This window comes from Arthrobacter sp. SAFR-179 (assembly GCF_059414945.1).
In genome coordinates this window covers 46,308-65,393 of the sequence record NZ_JBPFDM010000008.1, presented here as the reverse complement: position 1 = coordinate 65,393, position 19,086 = coordinate 46,308, and the positions used below count along the sequence as shown (strand labels likewise).

Below are 19,086 nucleotides of genomic sequence, written 5' to 3'. Positions count from 1 at the left end.
CCAGCGCTGGCTCCGTCCCCGGAGATCATCGCGCCACTGCCCGCCCCTGACGAATAGAGGTCACTGTCGGTGGCTGCCGCTGGGCAGTTCTGGTGGAGGCAGCACCGGGCAATCAAAGAGCCCACTGAACGGGCATACATTTCACGCTAGGACATCACAGGGCCGTTATCAAATCGAGATTCCGGTGGGCGTGCCGGGTCCAGGCCACGGCGGCGGCCGGGCCAAGCACCCCCAAGGCCTTGAAATGCCGGGAAGGCGCGAAACCGGGAGGGGCACTATCCTGACCGGATGGACAACTTTGCCGGCGGCAGCATCATGCCCGAAACCGAAACGGACCCAGCGGTTCCCGTAGCCCCTGCCAAGCCCCTCCCCGTGGCAGAACTGCACCTGCACATCGAAGGCACGCTGCAGCCCGAGCTTATCTTCGCCTTGGCCGAACGCAATGGCATTGAGCTGCCGTACTCCGGGCTGGACGAACTCCGCGAAAAGTACGAGTTCACCGACCTGCAGTCCTTCCTGGACCTCTACTACGCCAATATGGCTGTGCTGCGTACCCAGCAGGACTTCGCTGACATGACCCGCGCCTACCTGGAACGGGCTGCCGCCGCCGGAGTCCGGCACGCGGAGATCATGATGGACCCGCAGGCGCACCTCTCCCGCGGCATTCCCCTGGAAGCGTGCGTCAACGGTGTGGCTTCGGTGCTGGCCACCTCGGAGGAGGAGTTCGGCATCTCCACCCTCCTGATCGCCGCCTTCCTGCGGGATCTGCCGGAGGACTCGGCGCTGGAAGTCCTGGGCCGGCTGTTGGCCATGAACGCTCCGATCGGCGCCATCGGCCTGGACTCGGCCGAAGTGGGGAATCCTCCGTCCAAGTTCGAGCGGCTGTACGCGAAGGCGCGTGAAGCAGGCCTGCGGTTGACGGCGCATGCGGGGGAGGAGGGTCCGTCGTCGTACATCATCGAAGCCCTTGACCTCCTGGGCGTGGAGCGGATTGACCATGGAATCCGCTGCATGGATGATCCCGACCTTGTGGAGCGCCTTGTGGACGCCCGCATTCCCCTCACGGTCTGCCCCCTCTCCAATGTCCGGCTCCGCGCGGTGGACACCCTGGCCGACCACCCGTTGCCGGCGATGCTGGCTGCGGGACTGAACGTTTCGGTCAATTCGGACGATCCTGCCTACTTCGGCGGCTATGTGGACGACAACTTCGCGCAGCTGACGTCGGTGTTTGACCTCTCCGATTTCGACAAGGCGCGCCTGGCAGCGAACTCCATCCATTCCTCGTTCGCATCCGAGGAGCGGAAGGCGGAACTGCTGGCGGAATTGAACGGCAGGGAAGTGTCCGACTGACCGCCGCTGTGTCGGGGGCAACAGCCGGGCTTTCGGCCCGGTAAACTAAGTGCCGCAGGCGTGTCTGGGGAGTGCAACGCAGCACCCATGTCAGCGCTTGAGGGTTATGCAGACGGCCCTTACCCGAGACCTCCGCCTCACTTGCGGCACTATCCGCTTCATAGTCGGTCACGACACGCAGAGTTAACCAATTAAAGTCGCGCGATTTAATGGGCTGTTGGCAAGATGCCTAAGACCGATCGCTTTTATATAAGGGGAATCATGGCCAAGTCCACCGCAGAAAACACCAACCTTCGACTCAAGACCGTGCTGGATGTCCTGACCGAAGGCGTGTGGTCCGGCGATGCACTGAACGCAGGCCAGGTCCTGGCGGAAGCAACTGCCCGGGTGCCGTTCAACGAGCACGAGGCAGAACTCCTCAGCGGCGGCATCCCGCGCGGGCACAAGACCCTCACCTCCGCCACTGCCAAGCTGGTCAAGGCCGGCTGGCTGGTCAAGGGCCGGTCCGGCTGGACCATCACCGAGGACGGCATGCGCGCCACAGTCGCTTTCCCTGATGCTGATACCTTCGGCGCAGCGCTCGACGCCGGCACGCCCGTCCCTGCCGACACTCCCGTTCCGACGGCTCCCGAGGGCTTTGTGCGCCCGGTTTCCGCCGCCGCGGCTACGTTGCAGGTTCCGGCCAAGGACGAAGCTCCGAAGAAGACCGCCAAGAAGGCGCCTGCGAAGAAGGCAGCGTCGGCTGTGGGCAAGGCAGCCAAGGCCATCGAAGACGCCGTCGAGCCGGTGGTGAAGGCGGTCCGCAAGGGCAAGGCATCGGCCAAGGACAAGACTGCAGCGGCGCCTGCCGCAGCTGCCGCTGAAACCTCCGCCGCTACCGAGCCGTTCGAGGGCCCGGACGTTGAAACCCTTCCGCAGCCCGAAGCTGTGGCCGTGGCTGGTGACTTCAACACCATCCTCGGCGCGCCCGAGAACTGGGCTCCGCAGTACGACGAAGCACAGATGGAGTTCGACTTCCTGGACCAGCTGTGGAAGAAGAGCGCCGAGCTTCCCGCCGGCTTCTACACCTTCAAGATCGCCCTGAACCGGTCCTGGACGGAGAACTACGGCGCCTTTGGCGTGTTCGATGGCCCCAACCACGAACTGCACCACACCGGCGGCACGGTGACCATCCGTTACAACCACGCCACCCGCGACATCACCATCAACTAACGGATTGCCCCCCCGCCCAACTGGGTAGCGCTAAGTGTCGTTTTGGAGACTCATAACGACACCTGCTGCTACCCAGTTGGGAGGGGGCGTCAGGTCCAGGAGGGCATTATGGGCAGGCATGAACGCCCCGCGGGGGATGACTCGGGTCAGGAAGCGGTGCGGTTGGACGCCCGCGTGTCCGGGATGGTGCAGGCTGTGGGCTTCCGCTTCTGGACCATGGGCCAGGCTGAGGAACTTGGGTTGTCAGGTGAGGTGAGGAACCTCGACGACGGTTCGGTTTCAGTAGTGGCCGAGGGGCCGGAGCCGAAGGTGCGCCAACTTCTGGAGTGGCTCAACTCCGGCCATACGCCGGGCCGCGTGGACGACGTGGATGCCACGATGTCCGAGGCCTCAGGGAAATTCCGCGGCTTTCGCGCGCACTGAAAAGTCCGGGAACCGGGAGCTGTTTCCGCCGCTATTCCCGCGGGCTCAGCCCGATAAACGCCCCCAGCTCTTCGAGGGCGGCGGGCTTGTGCGGCATGTAGCTGGTGAGCTCGGGGGAGCGGATGATGACGGCCCGCCACTGGCCGCGGGATACTGCCACGTTGATGCGGTTCCGGTTGAGCAGGAACTCCGCGCCGCGGGGAGCCTCTGATACCGCCGAACATGCCATGGAAACCAGTACCACCGGAGCTTCCTGGCCCTGGAATTTGTCCACCGTGCCCACCCTGACATCAGACAGTCCCGCCTCTGCCAGATTCCTGCGGATCAGGTGGACTTGGGCATTGTAGGCGGCGACCACCAGCAGGTCCTGCTGCTCCAGGGGACGGGCGTCGCTGTCCGGGCCGCAGGTCCATTTCAAGCCCAGGTGGCGGCGGACCTGGCCAACCACTTCCCCGGCTTCTTCTTTCGATGCAGTGGTGTTGCCGCTGTGATTGACGAACACCGTCTCCACCCCGGGTGCAAGGACCTCCAGTTCGCGAAGGGACGCGGCAGGAGCGGACTTCAGCTTGCCGTCGTAACTGAGGTCCGACACCGCCCGGCACAGCTCCGGATGCATCCGCCACGTATCGGCCAGGAAGTAGCCCAGGTTTGCAGGCAGGGTGGCGTGCCCGGCCGCCAGCCAGCCGAGGGCGGACTCATCCACTGGTTCCGGATGCGCCCCCTGGGTGACCTGCGGGAGCTGCTGGGGGTCGCCCAGCAGGAGCAGCCGCCGGCCGGCACGACTGACCGCCAGGGTGTTGGCCAGGCAGAACTGCCCCGCCTCGTCAATGACCAGGAGATCAAGGGACCCGGCAGGGACTTCCTTGCCGGTCATGGTCCACGCGGTGCCGCCCACCAGGCATCCGCCGGGTGATGCCAGCAGGCGGGACACATCGCCTTCCGAAGTGAGGCTCCAGGGGACCGGATGAGGAGCGGCCAGTTTCTTGGCCACCACCTGCGGATTCACTCCGCCGGTCTCGATGGCCCGGCAAAGCAGGTTTTCCACCACGTTGTGGGACTGGGCCACCACTCCAATCTTCCAGCCCTCAGCCACCAGCCTGCCAATGACATGGGCCCCCACGTAGGTCTTGCCCGTCCCCGGCGGGCCTTGGACGGCGAGGTAGGAATGGTCCAGATCCCGCAAGGACTCGGTAATGGCTTCGGCGTAATCGGCGGCGCCATCGTCCCCATGCTGGACCTCTGCGGGCCCTGGCAGCGAGCGGAACCGCGGCGGCAACTTACGCAGGATGTCCAGGCCAGGCTGCGCCGGGAGGGACGGCACTGAGGAACCGACCGCGTGGGCTATGGCCGCGATGGCCGCTTCGATGCTGGCAGTACCCAGGGGCTGGTCCTCCGTCAGTGCCACCGGCAGGTGCGGATAGGCACGGACCTTTCCGGTCTCCCGCTCCGCAATGGTGATGAAGTGCTCCGGCCCGTCCGGTGCCGCCTCCAGCTCACTGATCCTGGTACCGAAAGAGTAGGCCCTGGTCCCGGGCGCAGCCTCCGGGGTCATGCCATCAGGTCCCGGGGCGTCGTACAGGCGGCACCAGTTGGAATCAGACCGGAAATCGGAGCCTTCCGTCATGATGCCCCGCAACCTCAGGACGCGGGTCTGCATCCGTTCCCGGGGTTTGGCCAACGCCCAGTCGGACACGACTTCCGCTGATGACACAACGAACACGTTCCGCTGGTCCGACCAGTTTTCCAGCGGTGCCTCGATCCGGTCGAAGTGTTGCCACCAGAACTGCTTGCGCTCACGCCGGTGATATCCGGTGGCGGCCGCCACCATGGCGATGGCGCGCTCGTCGTCAGTCCAGGGGCGGTCGTCCGGCAGGCCGGCAAGATACTCGCGGAGCCTGCCTTCTTCGGGCGTCCCGTCTGCAGGGCCTGCATCGCCAGAGCCGGTTGCTGCCGGAACCTGGGCTGGTTGGCGATCGGGATCACGGGGATCGGCAGCCCCCAGTCCGCCACCTTGCCTGCCGGCACGTTCAGCAGGGTTTGCGGATCCTGCTCCCAACTGGAGCAGCCAGTCCCGCAGCCGAAGGGTGGAGAGACAGTCGTACTGGTTGTAGTCGGAAATCGAGGCAAGGATCGTCTCGGCTTCGTCCCGGCGCCCCTCGTCGCGCGCGGCACAATAGGCGGCGTAGGCCACCACGGAAGCACCGGCGTCCTTGACGTCACCGGAGCGCAGGTTGTCTCCCATGTACAGCGGTTCCAGCTTCTTGATGGAGTACGACGCTTCCGAGATCCGGAGGGAATGCCGCACCGTTGCATACAGGTCCACCAGCAGCCCCTGCCGGAGCCAGTCGTCCACCGTGTCCTCGCCGGCCTGGTGCGCGAGGGAGAGATTCCGCAGCGCCGTCTTTTCGTACGGGGCGTAGTGGTAGACGTGCATGTCCGGATACCGGACACGCCGGTTCTCCACGTACTCCAGGAAGTCCAGGAAGGCGCGGCGTTCCCCGGAACGGGAGTGCGCCCAGAACGGGCGGAACACCGGCTCGCTTTCCCCTCCGGCCACCGGTGCCTCGATCACGCCAAAGAGGTACTCGATGCCCCACGCGCCTGTGGCGGGATCCTGCCACAGCGGATCGCCCTCGAAGTCGAAAAAGATGTCCCCGGCACTGGGTGCAGGCAACGAGTCGATGCTGTGGTCAGGCAGGACCGTGTAAGAGACTGTGTGCGGCTGGCCATCCTTGGTAAACGTCCGCGAGCCCGCCGGCTGCTCCAGGCCCAGTTGCATCCGTGCCTGCGCGCGGAGGCGGACCACTGAGTTCTTGGCCTCGCTGGCCGGCATGGCCGCCAGTTCATCAATGGTGGTGATGTTTGCATCCTGGAGTTTCCGCCGCTGGACCACGGACATGCCTGCAACCATCAGCAGGTCCCTGTGTACCTGCACCTGCTCCGCGCAGTAGTCGCAGCGGCCGCAATGGACGACGCCGTTCTGCTGCCAGCGCACCGGGGCGTCACCGGCCCGGTGGCTGGCTGTGAGTTGGCGGAAGCGCCGCCGTCGCTCGCGGAAGAGGGGCAGCAGGTCCGGCAGGGAGTGGCTGCTCCGAAGCCAACCGTCGCCGACGCGGGTGCCGAGCACCAAGGTGACGATGGGCGAGGGATCCAGCCCCATCCCGAGGAGCTGGTCGCCGTAGGCCGCCAGCTGCAGCAACGCGCCTACCTTTGCGTGCCGGGCGAGCTTGGTGTCCCAGACCTCGTAACGGCCCGGCCTCCTGGTTCCCGCGGCCTCGTTGACCAGGAAATCCGCGTAGCCCAGGAATTCGCCGTCGAAGAAGGTGGCCTGGAAGACCACGTCCGCTCCGGATCTTAGGGCGAGTTCGGTTTCTGCATGTTTGGCCTGCAGCTCGCCACGCAGGTTCTCGCCGCGCTCCAGGGAGTAGACGCCCGACCCGCGGCTGGCATCCCATTCGCCATACTTGGCAACCAGGCTTGCGAGCACGGTCTGCTCGTGCCGATCGCCCAGCTCACCGGCACGCCTCTGCATCTCATCAGCGGGGAATTCCGCCTTGGGAGCGCGTCCCAGCTTTTCGTCCAGGATGCGGAGCGTGCGGTATTCACACTCGGATGCGGCAACAAGGTCGCTGGCTGAGAAGACCAGGTCCGGCGGCGCAGCGGCTCCGTCATGACCAACGGCAGCGTCCAGCAGAAACACGGGGCCTCCCCAACTGTTTGCGGGCCTGGAGACGGTTCCCCTGGCCTGGAATCAAACCTAGCAAGGGGGACTGACAAACAGTCGGGCCAGCCGGTCAGCCTTCGGCGGCAGCAGCCCGGACCTGGGCCTTGTCGTGCTCCGCATGGGCGTTGCGCAGCAGCTCCATGAACTCGGTTTCGTTGCGGACCAGACGCTTGTACTTCTCGGGAAGCTTGCGGATCTGGGCCTCTTCGCGGCACATCTTGGCGAAGATCTTGTCGCGTTCGGCCATGTCCGTTTCGTAGTTGAGGTCCAGGTATTCGGTGGCGTGGCGCCGCGCCCCGGACACGGCGTTCTTGGCCTTGCCTTTGGGGCTGAAGAGGGACGCCAGGATGGTCACCACCAGGACACCCAGGATGACGCCCAGCGAGACGCCGGTGCTGACCTCCACCACGTTGACGTGTTCGCCGTCATTGATGAAGGGAAGGGTGTTCTCGTGCAGGGCATGCAGGATGAGCTTCACGCCGATGAAGCCCAGGATCACGGCTAAACCGTAGGAGAGGAAGATCAGCCGGTCCAGCAGGCCGTCGATCAGGAAGAACAGCTGGCGAAGGCCCATCAGCGAGAACGCGGTGGCCGTGAACACGATGAACACGTTCTGGGTGAGGCCGAAGATCGCCGGAATGGAGTCCAGGGCGAACAGGATGTCCGTCCCACCGATGGCCACCATCACCAGCAGCATCGGTGTCAGGACCCGCTTGCCGTTCTCCACCGTGAAGAGCTTGTCGCCGTCGTAGTGTTCCGACGCCGGCAGGAGCTTCTTGGCGAGCCGGACCACCAGGCCGTCGGAGTCGTCGTCGTGGCTGTCGGGTTTGAGCAGGTTGCCGGCGGTGACCAGCAGGATGAGTCCGAAGATGTAGAACACCCAGGCGAAACTGTTGATCAGCGCCGCCCCCAGGAAGATGAACGCCGTGCGGGCGATCAGGGAGAACACGATGCCAAACAGCAGCACCTTCTGCTGGTCCGCGCGTGGCACCTTGAAGCTGGCCATGATGATGAGGAAGACGAAGAGGTTGTCCACTGACAGCGCCTTCTCCGTCACATAGCCTGCGAAGTATTCGGTGCCCATCTCGGGTCCGCCGAACACCAGCACCGCCAGCCCGAACAGCACCGCAATCCCCACATAGATCGCGGACCAGGTGGCGGATTCCTTCAGGGAAGGGGTGTGGGCCTTCCGGACGTGGAAGAAGAAGTCGAAGGCCAGCAGCCCCACGATTCCTGCAATGGTCAGGGTCCAGACATAAGCAGGTACTTCCACGCGGCGGGCCTTTCGTCGGAGTGTCCCTCCAGCCTACCTAAGCGGGCTTCAGGAGTTCATTCTCCACAACGACGGACCGGGACAGGGTCTTGTACCCTTCCTGCTCAAAGAGCACCGTGATGACATCGTCCTCGTGGCGCATCACCAGGCCGGGGCCCCACTCCTTGTGGACCACCGCGGATTGAAGCGGGAATGGTTCGCCGGCCGCCGAAGCCGGCCCGCCGCCGTCGGACGCCTTGCCCGGCTGGTTTTTGCCCTCTCCCTGGTCCGGCTCCGGCACGTGCACCGAAGCGGCGGCAGCAGCGCACCCGTCACAGTTTCCGCACGGCTCCGGCAGGTCCTCGCCGAAGTAGCCCAGCAGGAACTGCCGCCGGCAGCCGTCCGTCTCCGCGTAGGCGCGCATCATGGTGAGCCGGGACTGGTCCACGCGCTGCCGGGCCTCGGCGAGTTCGACGGCGTCGCGCACCAGTGTGGGCAGCTTGGCTTTGGAGGTCAGCCGGATTCCCCGCTTGCCTGTGCTGACGGCGCCAATTTCCTCCAGCTGGTTGATGAGTCCGGTGATGCGGCGGGCGGGTAACCCGGTCAGCTCTGCCAGGGATGCCTTGGGCGCGGGAGCTTTGGCGGTCTTGAGGATCTTCAGCACAGCCATCAGCGAATCCGGGTCGGGGGAGTGGGTGCTGAAGAACTTCCGCAGGCCCAGGTCCTCGGAGCGGTAGTGCAGCACGGCGGATGCCGGCTCGCCGTCCCTGCCTGCCCGTCCGATCTCCTGGTAGTAGGAATCCAGGGATTCCGGGATGTCCGCATGCAGCACAAACCGGACGTTCGGCTTGTCGATGCCCATGCCGAACGCGGTGGTGGCCACCACGACGTCCAGCTTGTCGGCCAGGAACAGCTCGTGGATGTGTTCCCGGTCCTTGGCGGAACGGCCTGCATGGTAGGCCTCCGCGCGGAGCCCCTCCTTTTCCAGCTTGGCCGCGTATTTCTCCGTGTCCTTCCGGGTGGCCGCATAGAGCAGGCCCTGCTCCTCCCCGGCCAGGTCCGCTACCTGGGCGAGCACCGCCTTGCGCTTGCCCTTGTCCTCATGGTGCCGGACCACGTCCAAGCTGATGTTGGGCCGGTCGAAGCCGTGGACCAGGACCAGGGCGTCCTTCATGCCCAGCCGCTCCACGATCTCGTCCCTGACCGGCGGGGAGGCGGTGGCGGTCAACGCAGCCACGGGAGGGTTCCCCAACTGCTCCCGGACATTACCCAAGGCCAGATAATCGGGCCGGAAGTCGTGGCCCCAGGAGGAAACGCAATGGGCCTCGTCCACCACGAACAGTGAGATGTCCAGGGCTTTGATCCGGTCCACGGTGGCTTGCTTGGCCAGCTGTTCGGGGGCGAGGAACAGGAACACCGCCCTGCCGTCCTCAACGGCCTGCCAGGAAGCCTCGACGTCGGTGTCGCTGTGCGAGGAGTTGATGGCCACCGCCGCCTCAGGCCCCAGGACATGGGCCAGGCCGTCCAGCTGGTCCTCCTGGAGGGCAATTAGCGGTGAAACCACGACGGCGGGACGTCCCGTGGTCCTGTGCAGGTGCAGGGCGGCGATTTGGTAGATGGCGGACTTGCCGTATCCGGTGGGCATGACGGCGAGGACGTCGCGGCCGTCCGAAAGGGCTGCCATGCCTGCTAATTGGCCGTCCCGCAGGTGGGGCAGGGAGAAGGGAGATTCAGCAAGGGCCCGAAGGGCTGGTTCGTCGGACATGAAAAGTGGCTCCGCACAGACGAAAACTGAGGCCGCTTGCTTCAGCCGTAGGAACCACCCTACGCCAGCCCCGCCCGGCCGTCGCAACCTTGGAGCGCTGGCAACTCCCCGCCGCCGCAACCTTGGGGTCCTGGCAACTCCCCGCCTTGAGGACTTTTCCCCTCGGCATGCGACGGGGTTTTGTCCATAAGGCGGGGATCGGGCGCCTACGTGTCGATGGGGGACATATCCGGGTAGCGGGCGCCGGCAACGGCCCCTGTCGGTGCCAGCTGGTCCAGCTGTTGCAGCTCGTCCTCCCTGAGCTCCACATCCACGGCACCCAGGTTTTCCCGCAGCCGTTCACGCTTCTTGGTGCCCGGGATCGGGACAATATGCTCGCCCTGCGCCAGCAGCCAGGCCAGGGCCAGCTGGCCGGGAGTGCACTGTTTTTGGTCGGCCAGCTCCTTGACCCGGTCCACGAGTTCCAGGTTGCGGGTGAAGTTTTCCCCCTGGAAACGGGGAGAGCGCCGCCTGAAGTCGTCCTCGGCGAAATCGTCCACGCTGCGGATCTGCCCGGTGAGGAAACCCCGGCCCAGCGGGCTGTACGGCACAAAACCGATGCCCAGTTCGGCGAGGACGGGGAACACCTTGGTCTCAGGCTCCCGCTCCCATAGCGAGTATTCGGTCTGCAGGGCAGTGATGGGGTGCACGGCATGGGCCCGCCGGATGGTGTCCGCGGACGCCTCGGACAGGCCCAGGTGCCGAACCTTCCCGGCCTGGACCAGTTCGGCCATGGCGCCAACGGTGTCCTCGATGGGAACGGTCTTGTCCACCCGGTGCTGGTAGTACAGATCGATGTGGTCCACGCCCAGCCGCTGGAGGCTGGCGTCGCAGGCGGACCTGACATATTCGGGGTGGCCATTGATGCCAACCCAGGAACCGTCTTCGCGGCGTTCATTCCCGAACTTGGTGGCCAGGACAACGTCTCCGCGGCGGCCGGCGATGGCGCGGCCCACCAGCTTTTCGTTAGTGAAGGGGCCGTACATGTCCGCCGTGTCCAGCAGGGATCCGCCGGCGTCGAGGAACTCGTGGATGGTGGCAATCGACTCCTGCTCATCGCCGTCGCCGTAAAACTCGCTCATGCCCATGCAGCCAAGGCCCAGGGAAGACACTGTCAGTTGTCCAAGAGTGCGCGTTTTCATGGGTTCTCCTCAACGGTGGAACGTACCGTGGAACCGGCCCACCTGGGTGCGTTTCCAGAACAGCGGGAGCCGGTTGCTGCCGCGTAGGCCACAATAACCGTTTCCCCTATGGAATGCTCCCCTAAACAAGGGGCTTCCTACCCCTAGACCGTTGTCAGGGCCCCTCCCTAGACTGGGCGGATCCCCACCCGGGAACCGGTACCTGATCGCGCTAAATCTCCAAAACCCAAGGGCCAGCACTGTTCCCACGCGGGATGTCTCACCTACCCAGATCACGGCCGTCCCACCGGACGCCTGACAACAGGAGCGATAGATGACAGGGAACAAAGCCGTTGCCTACAAAGAAGCCGGCAAGGTGGAAGTAATCGATATTGACTATCCGACGTTTGAGCTCAAGGACGGGCCAGGCGTCAACCCCGCGAATGTGGGACGCCCGGTCAACCATGGAGTGATCCTCAAAACGGTGGCCACCAACATTTGCGGATCGGACCAGCACATGGTCCGTGGGCGCACCACTGCTCCGCCCAACCTGGTGCTGGGCCACGAGATCACCGGCGAAGTGGTGGAGGTGGGCCGTGACGTCGAGTTCATCAAGGTGGGTGACCTCTGCTCCGTGCCGTTCAACATCGCCTGCGGACGCTGCCGAAACTGCAAGGAACGCAAGACCGGCATCTGCCTCAACGTGAATCCGGACCGCCCGGGCAGCGCCTACGGCTACGTGGACATGGGCGGCTGGGTGGGCGGCCAGGCCAACTACGTGCTGGTGCCCTATGCGGACTGGAACCTGCTGAAGTTCCCGGACAAGGACCGGGCAATGGAGAAGATCCTGGACCTGGCCATGCTCTCGGACATCTTCCCCACCGGGTTCCACGGCGCCGTGTCCGCGGGCGTGGGCGTGGGCTCCACTGTTTACGTCGCCGGGGCTGGTCCCGTGGGCCTCGCAGCGGCGACGAGCGCCCATTTGCTGGGTGCCGCCGTCGTGATTGTGGGCGACCTTAACGAGGAACGGCTGGCGAGGGCGCGCAGTTTCGGCTGCGAGACGGTTGACCTTACCAAGGGAGGCCCGGCGGAGCAGATCGAGCAGATCCTCGGCGTGCCTGAGGTGGACTGCGGCGTGGACGCGGTGGGCTTTGAGGCACGGGGACACGGGCATGGCAAGGACGCCGAAGAGGCACCCGCCACCGTGCTGAACTCGCTGATGGACATAACCGCGGCAGGCGGCGCGCTCGGTATCCCCGGGCTGTACGTGACAGGCGATCCGGGCGGCATCGACGAGGCCGCCAAGAAGGGGTCGCTGAGCCTGAGCCTTGGCACCGGCTGGGCGAAGTCGCTGAGCTTCACCACAGGCCAGTGCCCGGTCATGAAATACAACCGGCAGCTGATGATGGCCATCCTGAATGACAAGGTCAACATCGCCAAGAACGTCAATGCCAAGGCTATTCCGTTGGAGGAAGCACCGAAGGGCTACGCGGAGTTCGACGCCGGCGCAGCCACCAAGTACGTCCTGAATCCCAACGGCTACCTGAGCTGACAGGACGGCGGACGGGGACGCCGCCGGGGAACCATCGTTTGCGGAAATAAGTGCTGCCCGTGCCGGGTTAGGCTTTGCACGGGCAGCACAACCCCGCAAACGAAGGAGTTCCCTTGAGTGACATCACCGTCCGCCACAACCCCGGGCGCGAACGCTTCGAGATCCTCGACGCCGGCAATGTGATCGGCAAGGCGGCGTACAAGGAGTACGACGGCGGGGAGTCGCCACAGCGGATCTTCTACCACACGGTGATCAACGAGGAATACGGCGGGCAGGGCCTGGCCGGCGTACTGGCCACGGCTGCCCTGGACAGCACGGTGGACGCCGGGAGCGGCATCATCCCGGTGTGCCCGTTCATCAAGAAATTCCTGGTTAAGCACCCTGAATATTCGGCCAGCGCAATGCCCGTGACACCGGCCCACCTGGAATTCCTGGACACCGCACTGGCCGCCCGTACCCGCAGCTGAGCACATCCTCAAAACAGGCTTGCGAACACTCCGCAAGCCTTCAGGAAGCTCCCAACCTCCGGTGATTTAATCAACATCTATCAGCGCGGTTCATCGCCGCGCTGACGGTGTTTTGATTGCCGAGGCGCGACAGGAGCCGTTGTATGTCCGTGCACCCCGTGGTGCCCAAGCCGGGCCGCGGTGCTCCCTTGCCGTCGCCGGGCACGCCGTCTTCAGGCAAGCCAACGTCCAGCAGAAAGCGGGGCCACAGAAGGCTGCTGGTCCTGGCCCTTGCGGTGGTGCTGGTCATCGTCGGCACCATCACCCTGGCCGTGGTTCGATCCGTGCCGCTGATGGGCGCAGTGGTCCCCACCCAGCCGGCCATCCCCGCGTCGCCGGTGGCGGCAGCTCCGCCGTCGTTGCAGGACAGCGTGGACAACATCCTCAGTGAGGCGGACGAATACAGGATAGGACTGGCGCTCGCCGACGTGTCCGGCGGTGCGGAACGGACCTTCGGCGACGGGGACACGTTCACCGCTGCCAGCACGGCGAAGATCCTCACCGCCGCCGCCTACTACCACCTGGTGGAAAACGGGCAGGCGAGCCTGGATGATGCCATGGGCGACTACGACGCCGCGTTCCAACTCAAGGCCATGGTCAATGACAGCAACAACGACTCCTGGCTGCTGCTGATGGACGCCGTGGGTTACCCGGAGTTGATCGCCTACGCGGACTCGATCGGCGTCACCTATGATCCCGAACAAAATCTCCTGACGGCCGCGGACATGGCCCTGATCCTGAAGAAGCTCTATGCGGGAGAGCTCCTGGACAAGGACAATACGGCGGAGCTGCTCAGCTATATGCGGGACACCAATAACGAAGACCTCATTCCGGCTGGCTCAAGGGCCGGGGTGGACGTCCACCACAAGTACGGGGAAGTGTCCGGGGAACTGCATGACGCCGCACTCCTGAGCTACCGCGGTTCGACGTTCGCGCTGGTCATCTACACGGAGAACCCTGACGGTGCTCCGGATGAGCGCCAGGCCCAGGTGATCCGGGATCTGACCCGCGCCGTGGAGGACGCACTGTTCCCGGTGGTGTTGGCGGGCAAGTAGCGCGCCACAGCAGGCAGGAAGCCCGCCGAGTCGCCCCGGCCGGAACCTTTAGGCCAGACTGTTACCGTGAGCAACAACCCCCGGACTGCCCTGGCCGTCGCCGGCCTCAGCCTGGGCACGGCACTGAACCCGCTGAACTCCTCCATGATCGCCGTGGCCCTGGTGGTGCTGCGCGCCGACTTCGGACTCGACGTCGCTGCCGTCACCTGGGTGGTCACCTCCTTCTACCTGGCCTCCGCGGCCGGGCAGCCGGTAATGGGCCGGCTGGCCGACCGGTTCGGCCCGCGGCGGATGTTCATGCTGGGCATGGGGCTGGTGGCCATCACCTGCGCCCTGGCTCCACTGGCCCCGAACTTCGCGCTGCTCTGCGTGGCACGGGCGGTGATGGCGCTGGGAACAGCCACCGCATATCCCAGTGCCGTGGTGATGGTGGGCGCCCTGGCGCACCAGGCCAAGGTGGATTCGGCCAGGCCGCTGGGCCGCCTGCAGATGGCCAACACGTCCGCAGCCGCGGTAGGCCCGGTGGTCGGCGGCCTGCTGGTGGGCTTCGTGGGCTGGGAGTCGCTGTTCCTGATCAACGTCCCGCTGTCACTCGCGGCATTGCTGATTGTGCGCAAGGCTGCGCCGGCGGACAAGGTCCGGGAACGGGGCAGCGTGGCGGAACTGGTGCGGGACTCCGACGTCCCGGGCATCGCCGGGTTCATCGGCGCGCTCCTGCTGGTCATGATGGCGGCCCTGAACGTGGCCCCGGCCTACCGCTGGGTGATGCTGGCCGGCGGGACCGTCATCGCGGCACTGTTTGCGTGGCGGGAGCTGCGCTTCGCCAAACCTTTCCTGGACCTGCGGCTGCTGGGCCGGAACAGGCCGCTGATGCTGATGTACCTGGCCTTCGCCGTGTTCAGCAGCGTCTACTACTTCGTCTTTTTCGGCCTTCCGCAGCTGCTGCAGGAAGCCGGCGGCTACGATCCCGGCGTGGTGGGCCTGCTGATGCTGCCCCTGGCGGGCATGTCCGTGGTGGCAACCCCATGGGCAGTCTCCGCCATGGGAAGGTTCGGCGTCCGGCGGGTGCTGCTTGCCGGCGTCGTCCTTTTGACCGTAGTGGCGGCACTCATGTGGCTGCTGACCGGAACACTGGCAATTCCCTTCGTGGTGGTGCTGACCGCGCTGATGGGCATCCCGTACGGCACGGTCAGCATCGCCTCCAACCAGGGCATGTTCGTGTCCACCCGGCCGCAGGACCGCGGTGTGGCGGCCGGAATCTACCAGACCTGCCGTTACGTGGGGGCGATTACCGCCACCGTGATGATCGGCGTGTTCGCGTCCGGCGGGGTGCACCAGGACAGCTGGATGCGGATGGTGCTGGCCATGCTGGTGCTCTGTGCCGTGACGTTCGGAATCTCTGTGTTCTGGCGGCCGCAGAAGGCGTAGTCCGCTCCCGGGAAGCATGGGGAAACCCCTATAAAGCGTGCGGCGCCCGTGCCATGCTGGCCACATGGGAAACATGATGGCTCTGGGTAACGCCGGAACGTCCGTCCAGGCGTATGTCAGTGAACCGGCCGGACCTCCCAAGGGCGGGCTGGTGGTGGTCCATGAAGTGTGGGGCCTGGTCCGGCATACCAAGGATGTGGCAGACCGTTTCGCAGCGGAAGGCTATATGGCGGTGGCGCCGGACCTGCTCTCCGGAGCCGGGGGCGTGGCCGATCTCAGCGGGGAGCTGCGGGAGGCCGCCTTCGACCCCCAACAACGCAGCATTGCCCAGCCGCGCCTGCGGAAGCATATGGCGCCGATGCGCTCACCGGAGTACGCCAAGCACGCCGTGGCGGCCCTGCGTGTGTGTTTCGACCATCTGGAAGGCGTGCCGGGTCTGGCGGGGCGGGTGGCCGCCACGGGCTTCTGCCTGGGCGGCACCTACACCTTTTCGCTGGCCGTTGCCGAACCCAGGCTCAGGGCCGCTGTTCCCTTCTACGGCCACGCCGAATTCAACGACGCCGAGCTGCGTGCCATCAACTGCCCCGTCCTGGCCTTTTACGGCGGGCAGGACAGCGCGCTCATGGAGGAACTGCCCGGCTGAAGCAGCGGATGCGGGCCGCCGGGGTGGATTTCGAAGCCGTCGTGTATCCCGGAACGGGCCACGCCTTTTTCAACGACACCAACAGGTACACCTACAACGCTGAGGCCGCCGAAGACTCATGGAAGCGTACGCTGGCCTTCCTTGAGCGGAGTCTCAGCGCGTAGGCTCCCACCGGGCGGTCACCTGCAGATGGCCGTCTCGCGCAGGTATTGGATGTTGTCACTAGTGCGGTGAAAGGCCTCCAGATCAGTGCAGGATTCGCCCTCTGGGCTGATCTGCGTAGTCTGCTGCAGCTGGTAGTCGCGTAATTCGACAAGCTGTCCGTCATTTTGCAGTTCGTGGGAGTGCCTCCGGGTGGTGGTCCCGTCACTCAGATTCGTGTCGACCTGGTTGCTGAATGTTGAGCTGGAACGGATGCCGCTCGGGGTCTGGACCTCGTTCCTGACGTCTGTGACCGTTTGGCACACCTCATGATTGTCCTGGCAGTCGCTTGTCCTGATGACGACCGCGCCGTCGCTGCTTGCTGCCTGTGCCGGCGCTGCAATGGCCGTAATGCCAAGCGCGAGGGCGGCGCCGATGAGGGTGGTGCGTTTCGTGAACATGGTGGTCTGTCCTGCCTGCCGGTGGGTGGGAAGCTCCAGTGTGGCCGCTGCCCCAACCCCCGCCATAGAGCCGTTGGTCCCCTGGAGCGGCCGCAGCTACAGCCGCAGCCACACGGCGTTGTCCGGCTGCAGCCACCCCTCCTTTTCCAGCGGGAAGGCGTTGAAAAGGACGACGCCGGGCGGCAGCTTCACCGGTTCACTTCCCATGGCAAGCGCCACAAGGAAGCCGGGGCTGCGTTCGCAGGTCAGCAGGTTTCCCTGCCTCCACCCGCCAGGTGCCGCCGTCGTCCGCCTCAGCCGGGCTGGTCAGAGACCGGTGTGACCCTGACCCGGGCGATCCGCAGCCGGTCCATGCTGAGGACAGTCAGGACGTATCCGGGGATCTGCACCCGGTCACCTGCCTGCGGGAGCCTGCCGAGGCGGTCCATCATGAACCCCGCCACGGTTTCGTAGTAGCCCTCAGGGAGGGTGATTCCGGAGGCCGCCTTGAACTCCTGCAGGATCAGGCCCCCGTCCACGTCGATGGTTCCGTTGGCCACATTGACCCGGTCCTCGTGCTCGGCGCCCGTGTCGTATTCGTCGTAGATCTCGCCCACCAGTTCCTCCACCAGGTCCTCGAGCGTGACCACGCCGTCAGTGCCGCCGTATTCATCCACCACCAGGGCGATGTGCTGGTTGGTCTTGCGCATCCGGGAAAGCGACGGAAGCACACGGTTGGTCCCGGGCAGCGGCAGGATCTCCCGGGCGATATCTCTCACAGGTGCCTGGTCCTGTGCCTGGTCCCGGGGCATCAGGTCGCGGATGTGGACGAAGCCCAGGACGTCGTCAGGGCTCCGCCCGATGACCGGGAAGCGCGAATACGGCCCGTCCCGGACCATCCTGCGGGCCTCGGCAATGGTCAGCGCGCCGTCGATGAACGTCACCTCTGTGCGGGGCCGCATCACCTCCTGCAGCGTCCGGTCGCCGGCGCCGAACACGTCGGCGAGGATGGTCCGGCTGCTCTCTTCGAGGAGTTCGTTCTCCGCCACCAGGTCCCAAAGCTCTTCGGAACTGATGCCTTCCCGCTTGATGCGCGGGTCGCCGCCGAAGAGCCTGACCACCGCGTCTGTCGACACGGACAGGAGCCAGATGACCGGCCGCATGACACCCGAGAGGGCAATCAGCGGCGGGGCCAGGATTCTGGTGAAGGCAACGGGCCTTTGCAGCGCCAGCCTCTTGGGGGCGAGTTCGCCCAGAACCAGGGAAAGATAAGCAACCAGCATGGTCATGCCGATGACGGACACGGGCCCGGCCGCCGAGCCCAACCCGATGGCTTCGAGGAAGGGCACGACGGCGGGCGCGATCGCCGAGGCGCCATAGGCGGCCGAGAAGAAGCCGGACAGGGTCACGCCAATCTGCACCGCGGAGAGGAAGTGGTTGGGGTTGCGGGCAAGGGCGGCGGTGCGGGCGCCGGTGTCGCCGGATCTCTCGATGCGGCGCACCTGGCTCTCGCGCAGGGATACCAGTGCTATCTCCGCCGCCGCGAACACCCCGCCCAGCAGCACGAAACCGAGAACCAAAGCGATATTAAGCAGGGCGCCGCTGTCCATGACACGACCTTACCCAGCCACGGAACCGCTGGCGCGTCCCCCGGTCGGCGTCAGGAGGCTGCTGAGCGGGGCCGCAGCCGGAGGGCCTGCATGCCCCCATCGACTGCAAGGTCCACGCCCGTAGTGGACCCGGCGAGGGGACTGGCCAGGTAGACGATCGCAGCGGCCACCTCCTCCGGGCAGACCAGCCGGCCGTGCGGCTGGCGCGCCTCCAGCGCAGCACGCTCTGCCTCCGGGTCCGCCGCGGCGGACAACAACCGGCCGATCCACGGAGTGTCCGCGGTGCCCGGGTTTACGCAGTTGACCCTGATCCCTTCCTGCAGGTGGTCGGCAGCCATGGCCAGGGTGAGCGACAGCACGGCACCCTTGGTGGCGCTGTAAAGGGCCCGCTGCGGGAGTCCGGCGGTGGCCGCGACGGAGCAGGTGTTGACGATGGCAGCATGCTCCGATTGCCGCAGGTACGGAAGGGCAGCCCGTGAGACGCGAACCATTCCCAGCACGTTGATATCGAACACGCGGTGCCACTCGTCGTCGTCGTTCGATTCAATGGTGCCCTGCGCACCTACTCCGGCGTTGTTGGCCACGATGTCGATCCCGCCCAGGCGCTCTGCAGCCTCCTGCACCGCCCGGCGGACAGAGCCGTCGTCGGAGACGTCGCAGTGGATTGCCGCGACCCCTTCCGGCGCTTGTTCGGGGCGGAGATCCAGAACGGCGACGACGGCGCCGCGCTCCTGCAGCAGCTGGGCCGTAGCAGCCCCTATCCCGGAGGCTCCTCCGGTGACGATTGCCTTGAGTCCCGCAAACTCCATTGTCTGGTCCTTTCGT

The 19,086-nt window shown here is 65.6% G+C and carries 16 protein-coding genes; 9 read left to right on the top strand and 7 right to left on the bottom strand.

Annotated features, from left to right (window positions below; genetic code table 11):
• Positions 1-288: 288 nt before the first annotated feature.
• From ACR65K_RS13615 to ACR65K_RS13605, 3 genes are all read left to right on the top strand, one after another.
• On the top strand, positions 289-1,350 hold the full coding sequence (locus ACR65K_RS13615) for an adenosine deaminase (RefSeq protein WP_440153390.1): 1,062 nt from the start codon (positions 289-291) through the stop codon (positions 1,348-1,350).
• Between the two features lie 261 nt (positions 1,351-1,611).
• Positions 1,612-2,562: a pullulanase X25 domain-containing protein gene (locus tag ACR65K_RS13610; protein WP_440153388.1), complete on the top strand. Its 951-nt coding sequence runs from the start codon at positions 1,612-1,614 to the stop codon at positions 2,560-2,562.
• A gap of 108 nt (positions 2,563-2,670) precedes the next feature.
• Positions 2,671-2,985, top strand: coding sequence for an acylphosphatase (locus tag ACR65K_RS13605; protein WP_056331906.1), 315 nt, complete (start codon positions 2,671-2,673; stop codon positions 2,983-2,985).
• Between the two features lie 31 nt (positions 2,986-3,016).
• Here ACR65K_RS13605 and ACR65K_RS13600 read toward each other — a convergent pair whose 3' ends face one another.
• The 4 genes from ACR65K_RS13600 to ACR65K_RS13585 all read right to left on the bottom strand — a co-directional run bounded on the left by ACR65K_RS13600 (position 3,017) and on the right by ACR65K_RS13585 (position 10,907).
• The gene (locus ACR65K_RS13600) at positions 3,017-6,685 is read right to left on the bottom strand and encodes a TM0106 family RecB-like putative nuclease (RefSeq protein ID WP_440153387.1); all 3,669 of its coding nucleotides are present in this window, start codon (positions 6,683-6,685) and stop codon (positions 3,017-3,019) included.
• Positions 6,686-6,779: 94 nt separating this feature from the next.
• Positions 6,780-7,982: a TerC family protein gene (locus ACR65K_RS13595; protein WP_440153385.1), complete on the bottom strand. Its 1,203-nt coding sequence runs from the start codon at positions 7,980-7,982 to the stop codon at positions 6,780-6,782.
• A gap of 37 nt (positions 7,983-8,019) precedes the next feature.
• Entirely contained in the window at positions 8,020-9,726 is a 1,707-nt protein-coding gene (locus ACR65K_RS13590; RefSeq protein WP_440153383.1) for a RecQ family ATP-dependent DNA helicase, read from the bottom strand.
• A 206-nt stretch (positions 9,727-9,932) separates the two neighbouring features.
• Positions 9,933-10,907 (bottom strand): aldo/keto reductase, encoded by a 975-nt coding sequence (locus ACR65K_RS13585; protein ID WP_440153382.1) that lies wholly within the window; start codon positions 10,905-10,907, stop codon positions 9,933-9,935.
• 313 nt (positions 10,908-11,220) lie between these two features.
• Here ACR65K_RS13585 and fdhA point away from each other — a divergent pair, with 313 nt between their 5' ends.
• From fdhA to ACR65K_RS13555, 6 genes are all read left to right on the top strand, one after another.
• The gene (fdhA, locus tag ACR65K_RS13580) at positions 11,221-12,438 is read left to right on the top strand and encodes a formaldehyde dehydrogenase, glutathione-independent (protein WP_056331894.1); all 1,218 of its coding nucleotides are present in this window, start codon (positions 11,221-11,223) and stop codon (positions 12,436-12,438) included.
• A gap of 113 nt (positions 12,439-12,551) precedes the next feature.
• Complete coding sequence (locus ACR65K_RS13575; RefSeq protein WP_440153380.1) at positions 12,552-12,905, top strand: GNAT family N-acetyltransferase; 354 nt, start codon at positions 12,552-12,554, stop codon at positions 12,903-12,905.
• A 143-nt stretch (positions 12,906-13,048) separates the two neighbouring features.
• Positions 13,049-13,999: a serine hydrolase gene (locus tag ACR65K_RS13570; protein WP_440153379.1), complete on the top strand. Its 951-nt coding sequence runs from the start codon at positions 13,049-13,051 to the stop codon at positions 13,997-13,999.
• 66 nt (positions 14,000-14,065) lie between these two features.
• Positions 14,066-15,427: an MFS transporter gene (locus ACR65K_RS13565; protein ID WP_440153378.1), complete on the top strand. Its 1,362-nt coding sequence runs from the start codon at positions 14,066-14,068 to the stop codon at positions 15,425-15,427.
• Positions 15,428-15,491: 64 nt separating this feature from the next.
• Positions 15,492-16,070, top strand: coding sequence for a dienelactone hydrolase family protein (locus tag ACR65K_RS13560; RefSeq protein WP_440153377.1), 579 nt, complete (start codon positions 15,492-15,494; stop codon positions 16,068-16,070).
• Between the two features lie 8 nt (positions 16,071-16,078).
• A complete protein-coding gene (locus ACR65K_RS13555) occupies positions 16,079-16,234 on the top strand; it encodes a dienelactone hydrolase family protein (protein ID WP_440153375.1) in 156 nt (51 codons plus the stop codon).
• 15 nt (positions 16,235-16,249) lie between these two features.
• Here ACR65K_RS13555 and ACR65K_RS13550 read toward each other — a convergent pair whose 3' ends face one another.
• From ACR65K_RS13550 to ACR65K_RS13540, 3 genes are all read right to left on the bottom strand, one after another.
• Positions 16,250-16,738, bottom strand: a complete 489-nt coding sequence (locus ACR65K_RS13550; RefSeq protein WP_440153373.1) for a hypothetical protein — start codon at positions 16,736-16,738, stop codon at positions 16,250-16,252.
• 227 nt (positions 16,739-16,965) lie between these two features.
• Positions 16,966-18,261, bottom strand: coding sequence for a hemolysin family protein (locus ACR65K_RS13545; protein WP_440153371.1), 1,296 nt, complete (start codon positions 18,259-18,261; stop codon positions 16,966-16,968).
• A 50-nt stretch (positions 18,262-18,311) separates the two neighbouring features.
• On the bottom strand, positions 18,312-19,070 hold the full coding sequence (locus ACR65K_RS13540; protein WP_440153370.1) for an SDR family NAD(P)-dependent oxidoreductase: 759 nt from the start codon (positions 19,068-19,070) through the stop codon (positions 18,312-18,314).
• Positions 19,071-19,086 lie beyond the last annotated feature (16 nt).